This window comes from Larkinella fluvii, from assembly GCF_051857545.1.
Taxonomy (GTDB): domain Bacteria; phylum Bacteroidota; class Bacteroidia; order Cytophagales; family Spirosomataceae; genus Larkinella.
Genome location: NZ_JBPZHB010000001.1, coordinates 1,013,046 through 1,033,109 on the forward strand (window position 1 = coordinate 1,013,046; position 20,064 = coordinate 1,033,109).

A 20,064-nucleotide genomic window follows, 5' to 3' on the forward strand; every position below is an offset into this window, starting at 1 on the left:
ACAGAGCTGAATTGAAAATAATGGAAACATTTGTGTCCGTTGTGGTCACAAGGTTGTATTTCCATCAATGAAGCCAGTCAACCGCTGGCAGGTACAGGCTTACCAGCGGTTATAGAGCGTCGCCCACGCCCGGAGCCGGTTTTCGGCTTCGTCGGTCAACTGTCCCGGCAGCAGCCGCCAGAGCCAGTTGTTGGCGGTGGCGGCCGGGGTGTTGATCCGGGCGGTTTCGTCCAGCCCTAACACGTCCTGCACCGGCAGAATCACTGTTCTGGCCACCGAGGCATACACCAGTTGTCCCAACGCCAGATGCACGGTTTTTTCGGAAACCGGCTTCCCGACGTATTCCGCTACGGTTTTCTGTTCGGTCGGGCTCAGGCTTTGCCGGTACCAGCCCCGGGTTGTGTTGTTGTCGTGCGTGCCAGTATAGGCAATAAAGTTGGGCGTGTATTGGTGAGGAATGTGCGGAGAGAGCGGCAACGCTTCCTGAAAAGCAAACTGAACGACCTTCATACCCGGCAACTGAAACGCGTCGCGTAGCTGATAAACCCCTTCGCTGATGTCGCCCAAATCCTCGGCCACCAGGGGTAGGGTGCCCAGTTCCTGGTGCAGAACCCGGAAAAAATCGGCTCCCGGCCCCGGTTTCCACTCGCCCCGGATGGCGGTTTTCTCCCCGGCCGGAATTTCCCAGTATTCCGACAGCGCGCGAAAGTGGTCGATGCGCACCAGATCGAACAACGCCGTATTTTTCCGAATCCGCCGAATCCACCAGTCGTAGCCGCGCTCTTTGAGCCGGTCCCAGCGAAAAACCGGCATGCCCCAAAGCTGACCGTCGGCGTTGAAATAATCCGGTGGCACCCCGGCCACTGTAATCAGTTTCCCCGATTCATCCAGACTGAACAGTTCCGGGTGCGACCACACATCCGCCGAATCATAGCTCACGTAAAACGGCAAATCGCCCAGCAGGTGAATGCCCCGCTGGTTACAATATGCTTTGAGGTTCTGCCACTGCCGGTCAAAAATGAACTGCAACCAGCGCACTTTTTCCAATTCGTCATGGTGGGCCTCTTCAAACGCCCGCAACGCTTCCGGCTGGCGCAGACGGTATTCTTCCGGCCATTCATACCACGGCTGCCCCTGAAATTTCTGTTTCAGGCCCATATACAGCACAAAACCGGTGAGCCAGTGGGCTTCGCGCCGGCAAAATTCCTGAAACCGGCTTTGCAACGGGCTGGCTTTCAGTTGGGAGAAATTCCGGTAGGCCTTCTCTAGAAGAACATGCCGAACCCGCTCGGCGCCGGCATAATCCACTTGCCCGGTGGTTGGAAGCTGGTGGGTGCGCAATGCGTCCCAATCCAGCAAACCGTCCTGCGCCAGGGCTTCCGGACTCAGCAGCAGGGTGTTGCCCGCCATGCTGGAATAGGTGCTGTAGGGCGAATGGCCCGCGCCCGGTTCCGTGGGATTGAGCGGCAGAATTTGCCAGTAATGTTGTCGGCTGCGGCTCAGAAAATCGGCAAAAGCCCGCGCTTCCGGCCCCAAATCACCAATGCCGAAAGCCGAGGGAAGTGACGTAACGGGCAGCAGCAGGCCCGCACTCCGGTCGGTAAAAGCCGGTTGTAGTTTCAAAACCGCCAGCGGCAGTATTTTAAAAACCTCTTTCAGTGCGATGCCGTCCGTTGTTTTGCCGCTGGTCGGAAGCAGCATGTGCTTCCATTCATCCGGTGCCTCCGGCGGCAGAACGATCCGGGTGTCTTTCCAGTCGAGGGCCGGAACGCTTTTATTTTGCTGGCGGCTCATTTCGGCCAGGTGCAGCGGAACGGCGACCACCAGCCAGTTTTGCCGGTGCCGGCGCGCAAAGGCCAGCACATGCTCCCGGTATCGCCCTTCCACCGCCAGCGGAATGTAGTCTCCTTCGGCAAAGAGTTCGGTCGATTCCTGGTTTCGGGCGGTGAGCAAGGCGTGGGTCAACCAGAGCTTGATTCGGGCGTCATACCGGTTTTCCCACAGATCGCTCAACAGCGCATCCGACGGGGCGGAATCGGGATTGGTCAGTTCGTCCAGCCATTGCCGGCGCTGGTCATAATCGACGGGTCGGCGGTTGTCGGGATCGACCAGACTCAGGTCCCACAGCTCACACCCCTGATACACATCGGGAACACCGGGGCAGGTGGCCTTGAGAACAACCTGCGCCAGCGAGTTAACAATTCCAAAATCAGCCAGTTGCCGGTGAAATTTCTGAAAGCTTTTCCAGAAAGGTCGTTTCCGGTTGAGCAATTGCGCAACGAAATTCCGGGTGGCTTCCTCATACGCAGCGTCGGGCTCGTTCCAGCTCGAATGCCGTTTGGCCTCCCGCAAGGCTTTTTCCAGATAGTCCTGAAGCCGGTTTTCAAAATCGTCGTCGTCCTGGTCCGGCATGGGGAAGGCCCCCACCAGGGTTTGGTAAATGAAATATTCGTCGTTGGCATCCGGCGCGCCCTTCTGCTTCAAGCTGGCGTTTAGCTGCTGCCACTCCTGTACGGTTTTCAGCCATTCGTCGGGCAAATCCGTCAGCACGTTCAGCCGCGCCCGGACGTCTTCTCCGCGCTTGGTATCGTGCGTCGAGGTGGCATTGAGGGCCAGCGGCCACTGCTGCCGGCGTTCCTGCATGGCCCGGTGAAAATCGGTCGGCGACAACCCGAAGGTTTCCGGTGAATCGCCCACTTCGTTGTGCGCGATCAGCCGGTTGTAGGTATACATCAGCGTGTCTTCCACCCCTTTGGCCATCAGCGGGCCGGTAAACTGCATACACCGCCGGTACAAATGGGAAACCCGCTGGTTGTAGGCATCGTCGCCATCGGCCGGTTTTTGCAGGAGAATTTCTTCCAGCACATCGACCGCCGTGGCCAGCTCCGGTTTCTGGTTTTTTAGGTCGGTCAGAATCGCCTGCACGGCGGTAGCCTCCCGCTCCTCCAACGGAAACGAGTTGCCATAATACCGGTAAACCGGACAATACACCAGAAATGCGCCGAGGGCCGCCTTTAGACTGTCGGGCGGCAGAACAGCCAGCGCATTTTCTTCCACCAGATTCAGTTCCAGGAAAAACCGGTACAGATTATCCAGTTCTCCCTTCATGTGATGGGCGAGAATGAAGGCCTTTTTGTTCAGAATCTGCTGGTGAACGGGCGTGGCATCGGAAACGAGCTGCTGGTAGAAGTGCGTCAGAACCGGCTCGCTGGCCGGTTGCGTAAACAGGTTATTGACCTGAGCCAGAAACTCGTAGCCCGTGGTTCCCTGAATGGGCCAGGCGGTTTCCAGCGGTTCGCCGGGTTCCAGAATTTTTTCGACGATCAGGTACGTTTCTTCTCCGGCCAGTTCGCGGAGTTGTTCCAGATACGGGCCGGGGTCATACAGTCCGTCGATGTGATCGACGCGCAACCCGGTAAACACGCCCTCGACCACCAGGTCCTTGATTCCCTGATGAACGGATGAAAACACCGCGTCATTCTGCACGTTCAGGCCAATCAGACTGCTCACCGTAAAAAACCGCCGGAAATTGATCCGGCGGTCGGTTTCCTGGTGGTGGCTCAACTGATACACCTGCTCGTCTGCCAGTTGGCGGAGTCGCTGCGGGTCGCGGTTGAGGGCGCTCAGACGCGACTTGATGTAGGCTTTAACGACTTGATTTTTCTGTAAGGACGCGAGCTGCTGCCGGAACTCATTCATGCCCAGCGCGTAGGCTTCGGGTTCTTCCACCAGTTGAAGGGGGCGGATCTGGTCGAGCAGTTGCTGAACCGATTCCAGCATCGGCTGCTCATCCAGCGCCTGCAAAACCGTTGGGTACGACCGCAGACGCAACGGATAGGCCGTGTCGAAATACCGCAGCACCAGCCGTCCGTCCTGGTAAGCAACCTTGAGTTCCCGGTTTTTGATGACGTCGTCGAGGGGCGCACCCAGAAAAGGAACCGCCAGCCGTCCGTGAAAAAGCTGGCTCGTCCAGACGGTATCGAAAAAGGGCATAAACCGCGACAACGGGCCTTTTTCCAGCACGTCCATCAGCCACGGGTTGTTGGGATGAAACGCCATGTGGTTGGGAACGATGTCCTGCAACCAGCCGATGCCCTCCTTCCGTAGCTTTTTGCTGAGCGCTTTCAGTTGCTTTTCCGTGCCGATTTCCGGGTCGATGCGGTGCGGATTGACCCCATCGTAGCCGTGCTGGCTACCCGGTACGGATTCAAAAACGGGCGAGGCATAGAGCGTACCAACACCCAGTTTCTTCAGGTACGGCCGTATTTTTTCAAAATCGCTAAAGGTAAATCCACTGTGAAACTGGATGCGATAGGTAGCAACCGGATTAGTCATGAGTATCAGATAAAGCCTGCGGATAAAGTACGTTCCAAGAACCGCTTGTCAACCGCCAGGCTGGTCGGCAAACGGACGTGCCGGGATGAGCACCTCTATAATAAGCAATGACCGTAATGGAATGTTTCGATCTTTAAATGGGAGTTCGTAACGGCTCATTGCCGTTTAAGTCTTCATCCTCTTGATACACCATTCATCTATGCGCCGTTTTGGAGAACACCCGGTTTTCCGGAACAAAAAAAACGGTAGTAAGCCGGTTTACAATAACGGCTTACTACCAGTCCTGCCTGCACGTTTTCAAAAAATTAACTACTCCGTCTTCGCTGACTCATTGATGGAGCCTTCGGCGATTTCCGTCAGCAAGGAATCGGTTTTCTTTTCTTCGGCCAGGGTTGCTTCCAGCAGTTGAGCGGCCTTCGGATAGCCCAGCACACCGGCCAGGGTTTTCAGCGTTCCGTAGGAAGCAATTTCGTAATGCTCCACTTTTTGTGCTGCCGAAATCAGGGCCACATCCCGGGTTAGCGTTCCCTCTTTGGTGTCTTCGATCAACCCTTCCGCTTCCTCGATCAACCCTGCCATCGCGTCACACTTTTTGGCCGATGCTTTTTCACCCACAGCCTCAAAGACCTGCTCCAGCCGGGCTACGTGGTTTTCGGTTTCAGTCAGGTGTTTTTCGAAGGCGGTTTGCAATTCGTCCGACGTGGCTGATTTTGCCATTTTGGTCAGTGCTTTGGTCAAATGTTTTTCCGCCCAGTAGATGTCTTTCAACTCATCGACAAACAATTCCTTCAATTCGCTTTCTCCGTTTCCTTTTGCCTTTGCCATGATTTTAAACGTTGTTTTGTTAAGATTTACAAACTGTCGGTTCTGAAATAAACCGCTTCAACAGCCCGACTAGTTGGCGTATCAACAGAAGCGGGCCGGAGTTGTTTTCAAAAAGTTAGCAACGTTTCCGCCTATGCCAAACCCCGAATCAACCTGCATTTTTTAACCATTCTTTCCTGAACGGGTTATTCAGGCAACGGAAGTTTCACCTGTCCCGCTCGTTATGAATACCCCGATCGATCCTTCGCTGGCTACACTGGCAAACTACCTGACCGCCCGGCGGGAAGCCATCCTGAACACCTGGCGAACAGCCTGTCAAAACGATCCGGCCTGCAACACCATCGCCAGTTTAAGCCGGGAAGAGTTCAACAACAAGGTTCCTTTTATTCTCAACGTTTTCGATCAGCGGCTGCGGCAACTCGCTCTGAATGCAGATATTAAGCAGTTGTCGGAGGAGCATGGTCTGCACCGCTGGCAAAAAGGGTATACGTTGCAGGAACTGTTGACGGAAATCCATCACCTGAATCAGGTGCTGCTGGATGAACTGCGTCACTACTGGCAACGCCACCCGGCACCTGAAATGGATTGGGTCGCCGAATCGTATGAATACTTATCCTGGTTCAAAACGCTCAGCATCAGCGGCAGCGTCGGGCAATATACGGAACTGCAACGACTGGACGCCAGCAACCGGGTTCAACTCCTGCAGCAAGCCCTCGACGACCTGAACGAACTGACACGTCAGCGGGGCGATCTGCTGCGAACAGCCTCTCACGACCTGCGGGGCAGTTTTGGCATCATCGAGGGAGCCGCTTCGTACTTAAATCTGGTGGAAGCGGAGGAGCCGGAGCGGAAACAAATGCTCGAAATGCTGAATCGCAACCTGACGACGGTGCGGGAGATGGTCATTCAATTGATGGATCTGGCCCGGCTGGAAGCCGGTCAGGAATCCCTCAACATTCAGTCGTTCAACGCGGGACAACTCCTGCATCAACTGATCGACAGCTACCAGCCGCTGGCCGAAGAAGCAGGCCTGATGCTGAAAGCCGACGGCCCGGCGGAGTTGCTGGTCGAAAGTGATCCTCTTCAGCTACAGCGCATTGTACAAAATCTGGTTCTAAATGCCCTGAAACATACCCGATCTGGCTGGGTATCGGTGTCGTGGGTTCGCGAAAGCGATTACCGCTGGCTCATCGGCATTCAGGATTCCGGGCCGGGCCTTCCCAACCAGGATGCCGGTTCCTATTCGCAGGCGCTGGCCCCTATCCCAGAGTCCAGTGCCGCTTTTGGCGTGCCAACTCCAGAAGCCGACGCCCGGGAAAAAGCCGTCATTCAGGCACCCAAAACCGCCAAAGGCGAAGGCATCGGCCTGTCGATTGTCAAACGATTGTGCGAACTCCTGCGGGCCAGCCTGGAAATTGAGACCAAAACGGGCGAAGGCACCCTGTTCCGCATTCGCCTGGGTCTTCACTGGAAAACCCAGTAAAGATCCGGGCGACGCGTATTCATTGAACGGTTTCTTTCAAAACCTGATAGCGGTTTCGCAATTCGTCCAGTTTTTTGCGAAAAGCGGGGTCGGTCGCCCGGTTTTTCGTTTCGTGCGGATCGGCTTTGATCGAATACAACTCCTCATAACCGTGCTCGATGAATTTCATGTATTTGAAATCCTGCGTGACCACGCCCTCCACTTTCGGCAACCGCGGACTGCCCATAAACGTGTGTTCGTAGAAAAAATCCGTTCGGGCGGGCGCGTTCGGCTTCATCAAGTCCGTTCCCTGCATGGTTTTCGGAACCGGAACCCCGGCGAACGACAACAGGGTGGGGGCGACGTCGATGTTGAGCGCAATCCGGGCCGGTCTGGTTCCTTTCCGGCTGGCGGGTAAAGCCGGGTTATAGACGATGAGCGGCACCCGGATGGACTCTTCGTGGCCAAACCATTTGCCTTCCATGCCATGTTCGCCGAGGTAAAAACCGTTGTCGCCCATAAAAACAATGATCGTGTTCTGATCCAGTTTCAGTTGCTTCAACTGCGCCCTCAGCTTGCCAACCACCTCATCGACGCCCGTGATCAGCCGGTAATAATCCTTGACGGTTTTCTGGTGCAGTTCGGGGGTGGAGAACAGCGGTTTCCAGCGTTCGCGGCCAATGTTTTTGTCGGTTCGGAAGAAGTCCGGGAAGCTGGCCCAGTATTTCGGGTCGGCGGTTTCCGGCACCGGCATTTTGGCATCTTCATACAATGCCTTGAACCGTTCCTGCACCGGATACGTCGGCGGGTTGCCATCCAGTTCGTGCGGGGCCTTGAAGCTCACCGACAAACAGAACGGCCCTTTCCCTGCAAAATCATTTAGAAAGTTCTGCACGCCATGCGCCACGCTGTCGGTATGGTGAATCTTCTTCCCGCTCTGGTTGGTGTATTCATACGGCGGCTGGCCCTTGCGGTTACAGGCCCAGAAGTCGTACTGGTCTTCGGGCGGGTTATCGCCCACGCCATACTTCCCAACAAACCCGATTTTATACCCGGCTTTTTTGAGCAGTAACGGATACGTATTGGCAACGGCTTCCGGCGAAAAATCCGTTACAAAATCATTGATCTTGTGACGCGATTCATACTGTCCGCTCAGAATACTGGCCCGGCTGACGCAGCAGATCGCCGTGGTGACGTAGGCGTTGGGAAACAGCACACCGCCCTTCGCCAGCGCATCCAGATTTGGCGTCCGGATGATCGGATTGCCCATCACGCCCAGCGCATCCCAGCGGTGGTCGTCCGTCAGCAGGAAAATGATATTGGGTTTTTCGGGCGGTTTTGCCCTCACATTCTCAGATAGATGAGGGATAAAGGAAGCTCCCATCAGAACCAAACCGGCCATTCCAAGCACTCCGGCGACTATTGACAGTGTTTTATTCATCGAAACAGACGTTAATTTCACTTGGGACGAATTTCTGCATAATACGACGGCGGCCGCAAACTATCCTTGTTATCATAAGTGTAATTATAGCGCTTCATATACTCGTCGGCCGGCAAAAATGTATCATTGGTTTCCTTCAGTTTTTGGTCCAGCAGGGTGTTGAGTTGCTTTTGCAGCGCAGCGTATTCGGCTTTGTTGACCAGATTGTTCAACTGATACGGATCGGTCTGGTTGTCATACAATAGCCAGGGACCGGCCAGCCGCCGGGCGTAGGTATACCGCTCGGTGCGAACGGCCCGGTATTCACGGCCCCCGTTCTGGAAATTGTATTCGTGAAACGGAACCGGCAGCACCACCAGCGCGGCATCAACGGGGTAAACTGCCGGGTTGAGAATACCCTTCGAAACGTCTTTGCCGTCGATGGTCGCCGGAATTTTCAACCCCGCCATCCCCAGCAGTGTCGGCAGAATATCCGGCGTGTTGATCGGTTTGGTGATCTCAATGCTTTTCTTCCCGAATCCGTTCGGATACCGCACCAGCATCGGCACCCGGATGGATTCGTCCCAGGGGCGTTGTTTCCGCAGTACGCCCTGCGTCAGCAGCATGTCGCCGTGGTCGGAGGTCCATACCAGAATCGTGTTGTCGGCAATGCCCTGCTCGTCCAGGGTTTTGAGCAGCTTGCCGAGCGCATCATCCAGAGCGGTGCAGTGGGCGTAGTAGTCCGCGTAAATCCGCCGGGCGCTGTCCTGCATGGCTTTCGGCACATTGGGCCGGATCGTCAGCGTCTTCGGATCATACATCGCCCGGTATTTTTCGGGAGCGGTGTGGTACGGATTGTGGGGCGGTCCCCACGACAACACCAGCAGAAACGGCTTCTCTTTGGATTGCTTGATAAACCCGATGGCACTGTCGGTCTGCGGAAACGCGTCGTAGCCCGGCCACTGGTGTTTCCGATCGTTCTCATCAAAATAAAACGAGTCGTTGTAATCGTGCGACACTTCCCGGACTTTCCAGTAATCGAAACCTTGCCGCCGGTCGCGGGTGATCGGCTTGTCGCGGGCACTATACGGGTGTTCGCCGTTTTTATGTCCGTTGATGTGCCATTTGCCGATGTAGCCGGTCTGGTAGCCATTCTCTTTGAAGATTTCGGCCATCGTGAGGGCTTCGTTCGGCAACGGTTTGTCGTTGTAAAAAACGCCGTGCTTGAGCGGATACTGCCCCGTCAGCAACGTCGCCCGGTAGGGCGTACAAACGGGCATGGTGGCAATGGCGGTTTTGAAGTTGACGCTTTCCTTCGCCAGTTGGTCGGCGTAGGGCGTTTTTACATCCGGATTGCCCGCGTAGCCCACGGCATCGGCCCGCCACTGATCCGAGAAGATAAAGATCACATTGGGTTTTTCGGTTTTTACCGCGGTTTTCGGCCGGGTCGTGCAATAGAGCAGACTCACGCCAATCAGAAGGAAACCAAGGAGTTGCAGGGCTCTTTTCATTCTATTGTCAGGTTTTTTGACGTGTTTAATACCCCGGATTCTGGTTAATTTTATTGACCAGGACCTGTTCTTCCGGAATCGGAGCGAGCAGTTTGGTGGGCGTCACTTCGTAGGCGGTATTGTAAAGAAACGATTTTTTCGCCTTCTCGCGCTGGCCGTGTGCAGTCATCACTTCCACCGCCTTGCCCGTTCGTTTCAAATCGTACCAGCGCTGGTTTTCAAAACAGAACTCCACCTGGCGTTCTTTGGCAATCAGCGTTTCCAGGGCGGTTTTGCCGGTACCCGCCAGTGACTGCGTCAACCCGGCCCGGTTGCGAACCTGCTGTACGTACGGAATCGCTTCGGCGGTGTTGCCCTGCTGATTCAGCGCTTCGGCATACAGCAGCAACACGTCCGAATACCGCAACACCGGCATGTTGTCGCTGCTCCGATCGACGGGCGACGAAAGCGGGGCCTTGTACTTGGCGCAATACGGAATGGGCCGCACGACGCCGTCCCAGTCCGCGCCATTCCAGAATTTGATCGACACCTCCTTGCGTTTGTCGCCCGCTTCGAACGCATTGATCAGATCGTCAGTAGGTTGGTTCCAGCCCCCACCGACCAGGCTGATGCCGGGACGCCCGGTAATGGCCCCCGCCGAGGTCCAGGGCGCAAACCAGAAGAGAAACCGGTTGGACAATGCCGCGCTGTTTTCGGAATACTGCACCGCAAAAATCGTCTCCTTAAAATCTTTGCTCGATGGATTGAAGACATCCGCGTAATTGGGCAACAAACTGTATTTGCCCGATTCGATCACGGTTTTCAGGGCCGCAGCGGCTTCAGCATACTTGCGTTGCGTCAGATACACTTTTCCCAGCAACGCCAGGGCCGCTCCTTCGTTGGCGCGTCCGTTTTCTTTGACGTCGGTGGCTCCGTTGAAATTCTCGACGGCGGCTTTCAGATCACTGATGATGTTCTCGTACACCTGCTCTTCTGTCGACCGTTTGATGCCGACAGCTTCCCGCGATTCGATGGGGGTCAGCACCAGCGGAACGCCCCCGAACTGTCGCACCAGGTTGAAATAATACAGAGCCCGCAGAAATTGGGCTTCACCGGCACACCGCTTCTTGAAAGATTCCTTCGACCAGGTTACGCCCGTCCGGTCGATTTCGGCCAGCAGTTTGTTGCAACGCGTGATGCCGTTGTACGAAAAATTCCAGAAGTTGGCGTAGGCAACGTTGTTGGAGGCCAGAATGAACTGGTCGATCACGCCCTTCGACGCTTCGCCGGTCACGGTGCTGTACTGAAAGCTGCCGTTGTCAGAAATGAGTTCGGCCATCACCCAGTGTTCCACTTTTTCGTACGTCTGCATCGGTACGTAACAGCCGTTGGCGAGCAGAATGTATTCGGTTTCCGACTTGTAAAAGGTCCCTTCGCTGAGGGCGGTTTCCGGATAAATCTCCAGAAAATCGTTGGAGCAGGCCGACAGGAAAAACAGGCCCAGCACATACACTATCTTTTTCATACCATTTTGTGAATTAGTGGGTTTAGCGTCTACGGTTTTCTGTATTCGGTTTACGGTTAGCCACCACATTTTTAAACTGTGGAAGAAGGAAAGTATGCAGTCAACCCACCGTAGCGACGGCCCGGCGAAAACTGTAAACCGAAAACCGTAAACTGGTTTTTAGAATGTCAGGTTAATCCCGATGGACGTCGTGCGGGACAGCGGATACGACGACATGTCGAAGCCGGGGGCCAGCGTGTTGTTGACCGTCACCGACTGCCCTTCGGGATTGGCACCTTTGTATTTGGTGAACGTAGCCAGATTCTGGCTGGTCAGGTAAAACCGGCAGTTGTTGACAAACCCGGTTTTTTTCACCCAGCTTTCGGGCAGCGAATACCCCAGCGTCAGGTTGCCGATCCGCAGGTAGCTCGCATCCTCGACCCACAAACTCGAAACCCGGTGGCCCAGACTGGGCGTCAGAATGGGAATGCCGTAGTGTTGGCCGTCGCCCGGTGTATCGGCGTTTCGCCAGCGGGCCGTCCACTCTTTGCTGACGTTGAAAAAGCCTTGGAGGTTGTCGACGGTCTGCCGCAGGCCGTTCATGACCTGCCCGCCATATTGCCCGCTCACAATGACGTTCAGATCGAAGCGGTTGTAGGAAAACCGGTTCGTAACGCCAAAGATGAACTTGGGGTGCGGACTGCCGATCATCGTATAATCCAGCAGGTCGGTAATCACGCCATCGCCATTCACATCCTTGTATTTGACGTTGCCCTCATAGACCTGTGGAGTTTTGATGATGGCCGGATTGGCAATGTCAGCGGCCGTATACAACCCATCGAAAATATACCCGAAAAACTGACTGATGGGTTTGCCCACTACCGAAACGTGCGTGGGATTGTTGTCGTTGCTGCCTGCCAGAATCCGGTCGCCGTTGTCGTTGAGCGAGAGCACCTTGTTTCGGTTAAAGGCCATGTTCAGGTTGACATCCCAGTTGAACGCGCCCGAAACCGGGGTGCCGCCCAGCGCAATTTCGATCCCGGTATTCCGGACATTTCCCTTGTTGACCGTCTGGGCGTTGTAGCCCGTAATGGCCGGAATCACGTCGTTGAGCAGCATATTCGTGCTTTTCCGGTAGTAATAATCCAGCGAGAGCGACAGGCGGTTCTGGAACAATTCAAGATCTGCACCGACATCTACCTGATTCGATACTTCCCAACTCAGATATGGATTGGACAAACCCACGCTGGAAGCCGTCACCTGCGTGGTTCCAAAGACATACGATTCGGCATTGATCGACGCCAGGTGTGAATAATTACCGATGTTGTTGTTGCCGCTTCGCCCGTAGCTTGCCCGCAGTTTCAGGTCGTTGATGACGCGGTTGCCTTTCAGGAAATTCTCTTCCGAAACCCGCCAGGCGGCCGCGACCGACGGAAACAGGGCGTAGCGGTTCCGGCTCCCAAACCGCGACGAACCATCCGAGCGGAAAGTGGCCGTCAGTAAATATCGGTCTTTGAAGCCGTAGTTGATGCGGCCCAGATACGAAATCATGGCCCACTGATTGACGGTTTCGCCCCAGGCGCTGATGGTCTGCGCGGCATTGATGGTCTGAATAAGATCGTTTGTATACGGATTGGCGGTGAGGTTAACGCCCGTCGACGTGCTTTTCTGGGTCGTGTAGCCCAACAATGCATCGAACCGGTGATTGCCAATCGTTTTATCGTAGGTCAGCGTGTTCTCGATCAGCCAGTCGAACCGCTCACTGCGGCTGTTGTTCGAGCGTCCGGTGCCGACGATCGGGGGCGTGTTGGAAGCGCCGACCGTGGCGGGGATGTACTGCTGGTATTTGGCCGTCGACCAGATGGTGTTCAGGGACGTTTTCGCTTTCAGACCCGGAATGATTTCCCACTCGATAAAGGCCGATCCGAGGTTCTGAAAATCCTTTTCGGTCTGGATGGTTTCCCGCAACGTAAACAGCGGATTGGCGAAACTCCAGGCCGAATGGTATTTGCTTTGGGGAGAAACGATGTACGGAATCAGGTTGCCGTTCTGGTCATAGGGCGACCGTAACGGATTGGCCCACAGGCTCACGCCCAGAATATCCTCCCGGCTGGAATTGGTGTTGGTTCGCTTCTGGGTAATAAACGTGGGCTGGAGAATCGCGCTGACCTTGACGTGTTTGCCCAGGTTTGACTCGATGCCCAGTTTGCTGCTGTACCGCTCCACGCCCGTGTGCTTCAGAACGCCGTCCTGTTTGAAATAGCCCATGCTGAAACTCAGCCGCGATTCTTTGGAGCCTTTCTGAATGCTGACGTTGTGGTCCTCGATGGCGGCTGGCCGAAGTAGCAAACCGTACCAGTCGGTTCCCTTGCCGGTCAGGTTGTCGAGGTTGCGGTATTCCTGCGGATAGTCGTCGATCGTAGCCGCCCGTCTTTCGCGTTGCCGAACCACAATACCGATTTTATCCCGCTGCAATTCCGCAAATTCGCGTTCGTTCAGCATTTCGGGGCGTCCTTTTTGCGGAACTTGCTGCACCCCGCGCATGGACGAAACACTGACCTCGGTCCGGTCGAATTTGCCTTTTTTTGTCGTAATCAGGATTACCCCGTTGGCCCCGCGCGAACCGTAAATGGCAGTCGACGACGCATCTTTCAGAATACTGACGGATTCGATGTCGTTGGGATTGATGAACAGCAACGGGTTGAGTGTCTGGTTCATACCCGCCGAATACGGCATTCCGTCCACCACATACAAAGGCTCGTTGCCCGCACCCAGCGAACCGCTGCCCCGGATTTTGATGGACGTTCCGCCCCCCGGCGCACCCGACGGCTGCTGAATCTGCACCCCGGCCACCTGCCCGATCATTTTCTGATCGATGGTCGAAACCGGCAGACTGCGAATGGCTTTCTGGTCGACCACCGCCACCGAACCCGTCAAATCCTGCGACCGTTGCGAACCGTAGCCGACAACGACGACTTCCTGCAACGCCTTGGTGTCGGCTTCCAGCGTAATGGTAAAAGTCGTTTGCTGCCCCAATGCGACTTCCTGACTCAGAAAGCCGATCGACGAAACGACCAGACTCCCCCGAACTTCCGGCAGATTCAGACTGAACTGGCCCTCGGCGTTGGTGGAAGTGCCGAGGTTCGGATTTTCCTTGTAGAGCACGGTGGCACCCGGAATGGCCTGGCCGTTCTGATCGATCACGCGACCGGTTACCGGCACCAGCGCAGCCGCGATTTTTTGACTGATCGGGGCGAAAATGCCGCTGCCACCCAGTTGAGAGGCTTCACCGGAACGATCGTTTCCGTTGATCGGGCTGGAAGCCGGAACCGGGTTTTGGGGTTTCTCCTTCTTCTCGGTCGACAGGGGCGCAATCAGGTAAAAACCGTCGTTCACTTTTTCGTAGCGCAGCGGTTGCCCTTCCAGCACCTTCTTCAACGCCTTTTCGGCACTCGAAAACCGGTCGGTTTTGAGTTCTACAGTGCGGTTGTCCAGCAAGTCCGACCGATAGGCAATGGAAATCTGAAACCGGTTTTCGATGTCTTTCAGCACGGAGGTCAGCAGGCGCCGTTGCATCTGGCTGGCTGATTTCTCCGGCAGTTGCCGGTTGGGATTCCACGCCAGCACCTGACCGCTGACCGGTTGCCGGATGAATAGCCCAATTACAACCAAACAAAATAGAGTTGTTCTATCCATAAAATAGAGTTTAGGAGTAGTGCGTCTTAGGTTCATACGATAAGAGTTAGGAATTAGAGCTTATGGAGGGTGACGGTGGTTCCGGAACGTTTGATAGTCAGCGAGAAAAGTCTTTCAATCTGGATGAGCACATCGTCGGCGTCGGTGAGCGGCATCGATCCCGACGCCCGGAGCCGCAGCAGCTCTTCCTGTTGTACCTGAACGGTCAGACCGTAGTTATCCTGCAGGATTTCGATCAGATCGGCCAGGGTAGTTTGATCCAGCACCAGCCGTTTTTCTTTCCAGGCCGAATACGGTTCCGGGCGGATGGTTCGCCACTGCTGGGTACCGTCGGCTTTTACTTCAAAAAACTGCCCCGGTTTCATCGTAATGCCCTGATCCGGCGCTTTGTCGGGCTGGCTGAGTTTCACACTTCCCGATTCCAGCACCACCTTAACGGCTTTGGGGCGGGTAAAAACGTTAAACTCTGTTCCCAGCACCTGCACATCGAGCTGGCGGGCGTGGACGACAAATTTCTGGTGGTTTTGCTGGTGGGTCACGGAGAAAAAAGCCTCCCCTTCCAGCCATACTTCGCGCGCGGCCTCCGGTTTCCAGTTTCGGGCGAGTCGCAGGCTGGAGTTGGCGTTGAGCGTCACCCGGCTTCCGTCGTGTAACGTAAGCTGCCGGGTTTCGCCGTATGCCGTCTGGTAGGTTTCTGGCGTGTTCTGGTACAGCCACCAGGCCAGACCAGACAACAGGATTACGGCCACAGAAGCCGCCACTGAAAGCCAAGAACGGGACCACAGCGGACGGATAACCGGCTCAGACAGACGGTTTTGTAAAGACCGCCATGAATTATCGAGTTGTTCGGCAGGCACGGCGGGCGGCTGCTGGCTATACAGTATGAGAATCCGGGCGTGGGCAATGGCTTCCCGCTGGGCCGGATTCGCAGCGATGTACTGCTGCCAGAACCGGTCTTCTGCTGCCGATGGATTCAACACCCAACGCCGGAAGGCGGTATCAAAAACCCAGTCGTCGGGAGAGAATAATTCGTATTCCGTTGCCAAAGCTTTCCTGCTTTTTTGGAATACAGTCTGGCTCAGGCAAAAAGTACCCTACCGTTTGGAAGATTTTTTGAAAAAATACGGCAGAAGCGGGATGAGGCTTCCATAGAGGATCTGGGAGATACGAATGGCCGGGCCAATGCGCTGACGCAGCGCCTGCAACCCCTTCTGGATGAAGTTCTTGGCCGACTGGTGGTTTACGCCCATCACCTGCGCAATCTGATCGAAAGACAGACCGGAATAAAATTTGAGAACGATGGCTTCGCGCTGGCGTTCGGGAAGCTGCTCCAGGGCCTGGTTGAGTTGTTGAATTTGTTGATCCGACAGTTGCCTGATGATCAGGGCATCTTCCACCGACAGTTCGACCTGCGCTCCGGTTTCCGGCAGGGGGTAAGCATCCCGCAGTCGGTTCAGAAGGGTCAACTGGCGGAACAGCATGTTCCGTAATGATGCCAGCAGATAAAAAGCAACCCCGTCGGTCATGGGTTTCAGGTTATTGCCATACCGGTGCAGGTTCAGAAATAAATCCTGAATGCAATCCTCGACCAGTTTATCGTCGTGGGTGAACGTTCGTCCATACCGAAACAAAACCGCATAGAACCGCCGGTATAACTTTTCGAAGGCTTCCGGACAGCCCGTACGAAACAATTCCCAGAGTTCAGCGTCGGTATGTTGCATCGTCAATCGATTGCCCTTCTTTTAATGCAATTTGAAAGATAAATGTGAATAAAAAAAGCGGTTTGGTAACTCTACTTTCAAGCTACTAATTCTATATAATAAATAGATTTATTCTGCAAAAACAGAGCCAGTGTGGTGACGCTGGCTTCTGAGTGCAAACTTGGGATAAATCGTTGAATTTGCCAATACTTCGACGAAGAGAATGGAAAAATACCGGAAATACGAACTCTATAAAATGGGTTATCCTACTCAAAAATCGGAGAGCTGACCCCTACTTCTCTCACCTGATCCAACACGGTATCGGTTTTTTATTTCCGGTCAGTAGGAAATGGTCCTTCGTCTCTTTATGTGCTGCGGGTTCTGTACAGATTATGACGTGTTTTGTGCACAGTGCCTGAACGAACCGGTTCCATTTTACCATCTCTATTAACGACCGCCCGGACAGATTGTCCGGGCTTTTTTTGCTTTGAACCGTAATTTTGGAGCAGGAATTAAATCTGATAGTCGATTTCCAGGAATTCCGCAACATTGTTCAGCCAAAACTGCTCCACAAAATGGACGTGATTGGGGTGGTTGTTGTACGCGTCGTACTGTTCCTGACCGGCAAATTCCATCGACAGTCCAAAGTCGTACGGGTTTTTCGGGCTAATTTGTTTCAGGCACTCGAACTGTTGCACCCCGGGAATCGCGACTAGCTTCCGGGCTTCGTTCAAAAAATTCTGTTCCTCCTGCGAACCAGCCGGATGTTTGAGTTTAAAGACAACGGTATGACGGATCATGTGCGGTGGGGTTCATTCATGAACCGATCAAGGTTTAGAAAGTTTGAGTATTTTTTTGGTCGCGTGGCGACCGAATGTTTGTAGCTTAAAATGGCCTTATGATGTCCACTGGTCGCGTAGCGATCAAACAAAGGCTCCTGTTTTGTTCGGTCGCTACGCGACCAGCGGGCGATTTAACCCGTCGTTTTTCTACAAACATTCGGTCGCTACGCGACCATGACCCTGACTCAATGTCAACCCCAGCTTGCTTTCTGAATGTTGTCGATGCTGATTTTGATACTTTCCAGCGGAGGGCGTTTACAGATGTCTTGTTCTACAAAGTAATGCTTCAAACCGGCTTCTTCGGCTTTTTCAAAAATAGCGGCAAAGTCGATGGAACCGGTGCCTACTTCCGCAAATTCCTGCTCCGGTGTTTTCGCCATATCCTTCACGTGCCAGAGGGGAAAACGACCGGGATATTTGGCAAAATAATCAGCGGGTTTCTGACCGGTTTTCGAAATCCAGTACAAATCCATTTCCATCTGCACCGTCGTATTTTTCAGAATCAACTCATACGGCATCTGTCCGTCCACGCGCTCCGTAAACTCAAAATCGTGGTTATGGTAGCCCAGCGTCAGCCCGGCTTTTTTCGCCGTTTCCTGCCCTGCCGACAGCAGATCGACCAGTTGTTTGTAGTCGTCCGGTTTGCGCTCGTCGGGTGCCAGATACGCAATGATGATGTATTCCTGACCCACAGCTTTGGCATCGTCCACCACCTGCTGCCAGTTTTTAGTCAGGCCGTCCATCGGGCCCATTTGGGTTGAACGCGCCGTCAATGTATGGCCACTCGGAGCCGACAAGCCGTTGTCTTTCAGTATTTTAAGGTACTCGGCCGGTGTTTTTCCGAAGAATTTCCCACCGCCATAGCCAAAGTTTTCCACTTCTTTATACCCCAGTTTGGCCACCTCCGCCAGTACGGTTTCGATTCCCTGTTTCTGAATGTCATCCCGGAGCGTATACAGTTGCAAGCCTATGGTTTTGGCTTTTGCCGAACAGGCGTTCAGGCCAAGCACGGTGAGCGCGCTGAGTCCTAAGGAGGTTCCAAGAAAGTTTCTGCGATTCATGTTGATTCCGATAAAATAGACGATTGGGTGAAGTATCTGGCGTAATCTTAATGTGTATTTTCAACACAATGATACCGCGTTTTGGCTTTGTGTCTATCTTACCCCTATAAATAATTTAATTTTTTCAGTCTGGAGTCCAGATTGATAGGAACGCGGATGAAACAGATTAAAATCCGTTTTGATCTATTTCATCCGTTCCATCCGCGTTCCTATACCCTAAGTGATTACGCCAGAACCGATTTGACCACCTTCCCAGCCACATCCGTCAGCCGGAAGGGTCGCCCCTGAAACTGGTACGTCAGCTTGGAATGGTCGAAGCCGAGCAGGTGTAGAATCGTAGCCTGTAGGTCGTGTACGTGGACTTTATCTTTCACGGCATAATAGCCAATCGGGTCGGTTTCGCCATAACTGAAACCGCGTTTGACCCCACCCCCTGCCATCCAGACGGTGAACGCATCGAGGTGATGGTCGCGGCCCATGAACGGCAACGTCTGACCGTCTCGGTTTTCCTGCATGGGTGTGCGGCCAAACTCACCGCCCCAAACCACCAGCGTTTCGTCGAGCAAACCGCGTTGTTTCAGGTCGTTCAGCAAGGCCGTTACCGCCTGATCCGAAGTCGTACATTTGTCCCGCAAACCGGTTTCAATCGAACCGTCCTTGCTGGTTCCGTGGGTGTCCCAACCCCAGTCGAAAAGCTGGACAAATCGTACTCCGCGCTCAATTAATCGTCTTGACAACAAACAGTTCCGGGCAAAAGACCCTTTGTTCGGGTCAACACCGTAGGCGTTCAGAATGTACTCGGGTTCGCTTTTGATGTCCATCGCATCGGGCACCGACATCTGCATTTTGAACGCCATTTCGTACTGCGAAATCCGGGTCAGAATTTCCGGATCTTTCACGTCGTCGTACTGCTGCTGGTTGATGTCGTTGATCGCTTCGATGGTTTGCTTCCGAATGTCGCGGTTCATGCCCTTCGGATCGGAAACGTACAAAACCGGGTCGCCGTCGGTGCGGCACTGCACGCCCTGGTACACCGTCGGCAAAAAACCGCTGCCCCAAACTGACTTGCCCGCATCCGGCTGTTTTCCGCCCGACGCCAGCACGATGAATCCCGGCAAATTATCATTTTCGGACCCCAGCCCGTAGGTCACCCACGAGCCAATGCTGGGCCGCCCCAGCCGGGCCGCGCCGGTGTGCATCAGCAACTGCGCCGGGGCGTGGTTGAACTGGTCGGTATGCATAGACTTGATGAACGTGATCTCATCGGCCACGGTTTGCAAATGCGGCAGATAATCGGAAATCCACGCACCCGACTGTCCATGTTGTGCAAACTTGCCCTGCGGCCCGAGCATCTTGGGAACGCCCCGGATAAAGGCGAATTTCTTGCCCTCCAGCAATTCCTGCGGACAGTCTTTGCCGTGGTATTTCACCAGTTCCGGTTTGTAATCGAACAACTCCAGTTGCGAGGGCGACCCCGCCATGTGGATGTAAATCACCCGCTTGGCTTTCGGCGAAAACTGCGAGGGGCGTGGCGTCATCGGTTCAGCCGAAGCGGATGACGCGCTGAGTGCCGTTTTCTCTTCCTTGCCACCGAAAAAACCGCAACTGGTCAGGGTCGACCCCAGGGCCATCGCGCCCAGACCGGTGGTGCAGGTGTGCAGAAAATGCCGCCGGGTTTCGCGTTGCAAAGCCGCTTCCTGGAGTTCTTTGAGGAGTTTGTTCATCGGAT

12 protein-coding genes are annotated in these 20,064 nt (G+C 54.5%); 1 reads left to right on the top strand and 11 read right to left on the bottom strand.

What is annotated here, in order from left to right:
• Positions 1 to 99: 99 nt before the first annotated feature.
• Both treY and ACS5NO_RS04020 read right to left on the bottom strand, forming a co-directional pair.
• Positions 100 to 4,335: a malto-oligosyltrehalose synthase gene (treY, locus tag ACS5NO_RS04015; protein ID WP_439413944.1), complete on the bottom strand. Its 4,236-nt coding sequence runs from the start codon at positions 4,333 to 4,335 to the stop codon at positions 100 to 102.
• A 309-nt stretch (positions 4,336 to 4,644) separates the two neighbouring features.
• Positions 4,645 to 5,160: a YciE/YciF ferroxidase family protein gene (locus tag ACS5NO_RS04020; RefSeq protein WP_439413945.1), complete on the bottom strand. Its 516-nt coding sequence runs from the start codon at positions 5,158 to 5,160 to the stop codon at positions 4,645 to 4,647.
• Between the two features lie 223 nt (positions 5,161 to 5,383).
• On the opposite strand from ACS5NO_RS04020, the gene ACS5NO_RS04025 reads away from it, so the two are divergent.
• On the top strand, positions 5,384 to 6,643 hold the full coding sequence (locus ACS5NO_RS04025; RefSeq protein WP_439413946.1) for a sensor histidine kinase: 1,260 nt from the start codon (positions 5,384 to 5,386) through the stop codon (positions 6,641 to 6,643).
• A 19-nt stretch (positions 6,644 to 6,662) separates the two neighbouring features.
• On the opposite strand, the gene ACS5NO_RS04030 is transcribed toward ACS5NO_RS04025, so the two are convergent.
• The 9 genes from ACS5NO_RS04030 to ACS5NO_RS04070 all read right to left on the bottom strand — a co-directional run bounded on the left by ACS5NO_RS04030 (position 6,663) and on the right by ACS5NO_RS04070 (position 20,059).
• Entirely contained in the window at positions 6,663 to 8,063 is a 1,401-nt protein-coding gene (locus ACS5NO_RS04030) for a sulfatase family protein (RefSeq protein ID WP_439413947.1), read from the bottom strand.
• 17 nt (positions 8,064 to 8,080) lie between these two features.
• On the bottom strand, positions 8,081 to 9,553 hold the full coding sequence (locus tag ACS5NO_RS04035; RefSeq protein WP_439413948.1) for a sulfatase family protein: 1,473 nt from the start codon (positions 9,551 to 9,553) through the stop codon (positions 8,081 to 8,083).
• Between the two features lie 25 nt (positions 9,554 to 9,578).
• On the bottom strand, positions 9,579 to 11,057 hold the full coding sequence (locus ACS5NO_RS04040) for a RagB/SusD family nutrient uptake outer membrane protein (RefSeq protein WP_439413949.1): 1,479 nt from the start codon (positions 11,055 to 11,057) through the stop codon (positions 9,579 to 9,581).
• Between the two features lie 159 nt (positions 11,058 to 11,216).
• Positions 11,217 to 14,732: a SusC/RagA family TonB-linked outer membrane protein gene (locus tag ACS5NO_RS04045; RefSeq protein WP_439413950.1), complete on the bottom strand. Its 3,516-nt coding sequence runs from the start codon at positions 14,730 to 14,732 to the stop codon at positions 11,217 to 11,219.
• Positions 14,733 to 14,785: 53 nt separating this feature from the next.
• Positions 14,786 to 15,778 (bottom strand): FecR family protein, encoded by a 993-nt coding sequence (locus ACS5NO_RS04050; RefSeq protein WP_439413951.1) that lies wholly within the window; start codon positions 15,776 to 15,778, stop codon positions 14,786 to 14,788.
• Positions 15,779 to 15,826: 48 nt separating this feature from the next.
• Complete coding sequence (locus ACS5NO_RS04055) at positions 15,827 to 16,453, bottom strand: RNA polymerase sigma factor (RefSeq protein WP_439413952.1); 627 nt, start codon at positions 16,451 to 16,453, stop codon at positions 15,827 to 15,829.
• A 491-nt stretch (positions 16,454 to 16,944) separates the two neighbouring features.
• Positions 16,945 to 17,232 carry a Dabb family protein gene (locus tag ACS5NO_RS04060; RefSeq protein ID WP_439413953.1) on the bottom strand — a complete coding sequence of 96 codons (288 nt, stop codon included), beginning with the start codon at positions 17,230 to 17,232 and terminating at the stop codon, positions 16,945 to 16,947.
• A 233-nt stretch (positions 17,233 to 17,465) separates the two neighbouring features.
• A complete protein-coding gene (locus ACS5NO_RS04065) occupies positions 17,466 to 18,335 on the bottom strand; it encodes a sugar phosphate isomerase/epimerase family protein (RefSeq protein ID WP_439413954.1) in 870 nt (289 codons plus the stop codon).
• Positions 18,336 to 18,559: 224 nt separating this feature from the next.
• Positions 18,560 to 20,059 carry a DUF1501 domain-containing protein gene (locus ACS5NO_RS04070; protein WP_439413955.1) on the bottom strand — a complete coding sequence of 500 codons (1,500 nt, stop codon included), beginning with the start codon at positions 20,057 to 20,059 and terminating at the stop codon, positions 18,560 to 18,562.
• Positions 20,060 to 20,064: the final 5 nt, after the last annotated feature.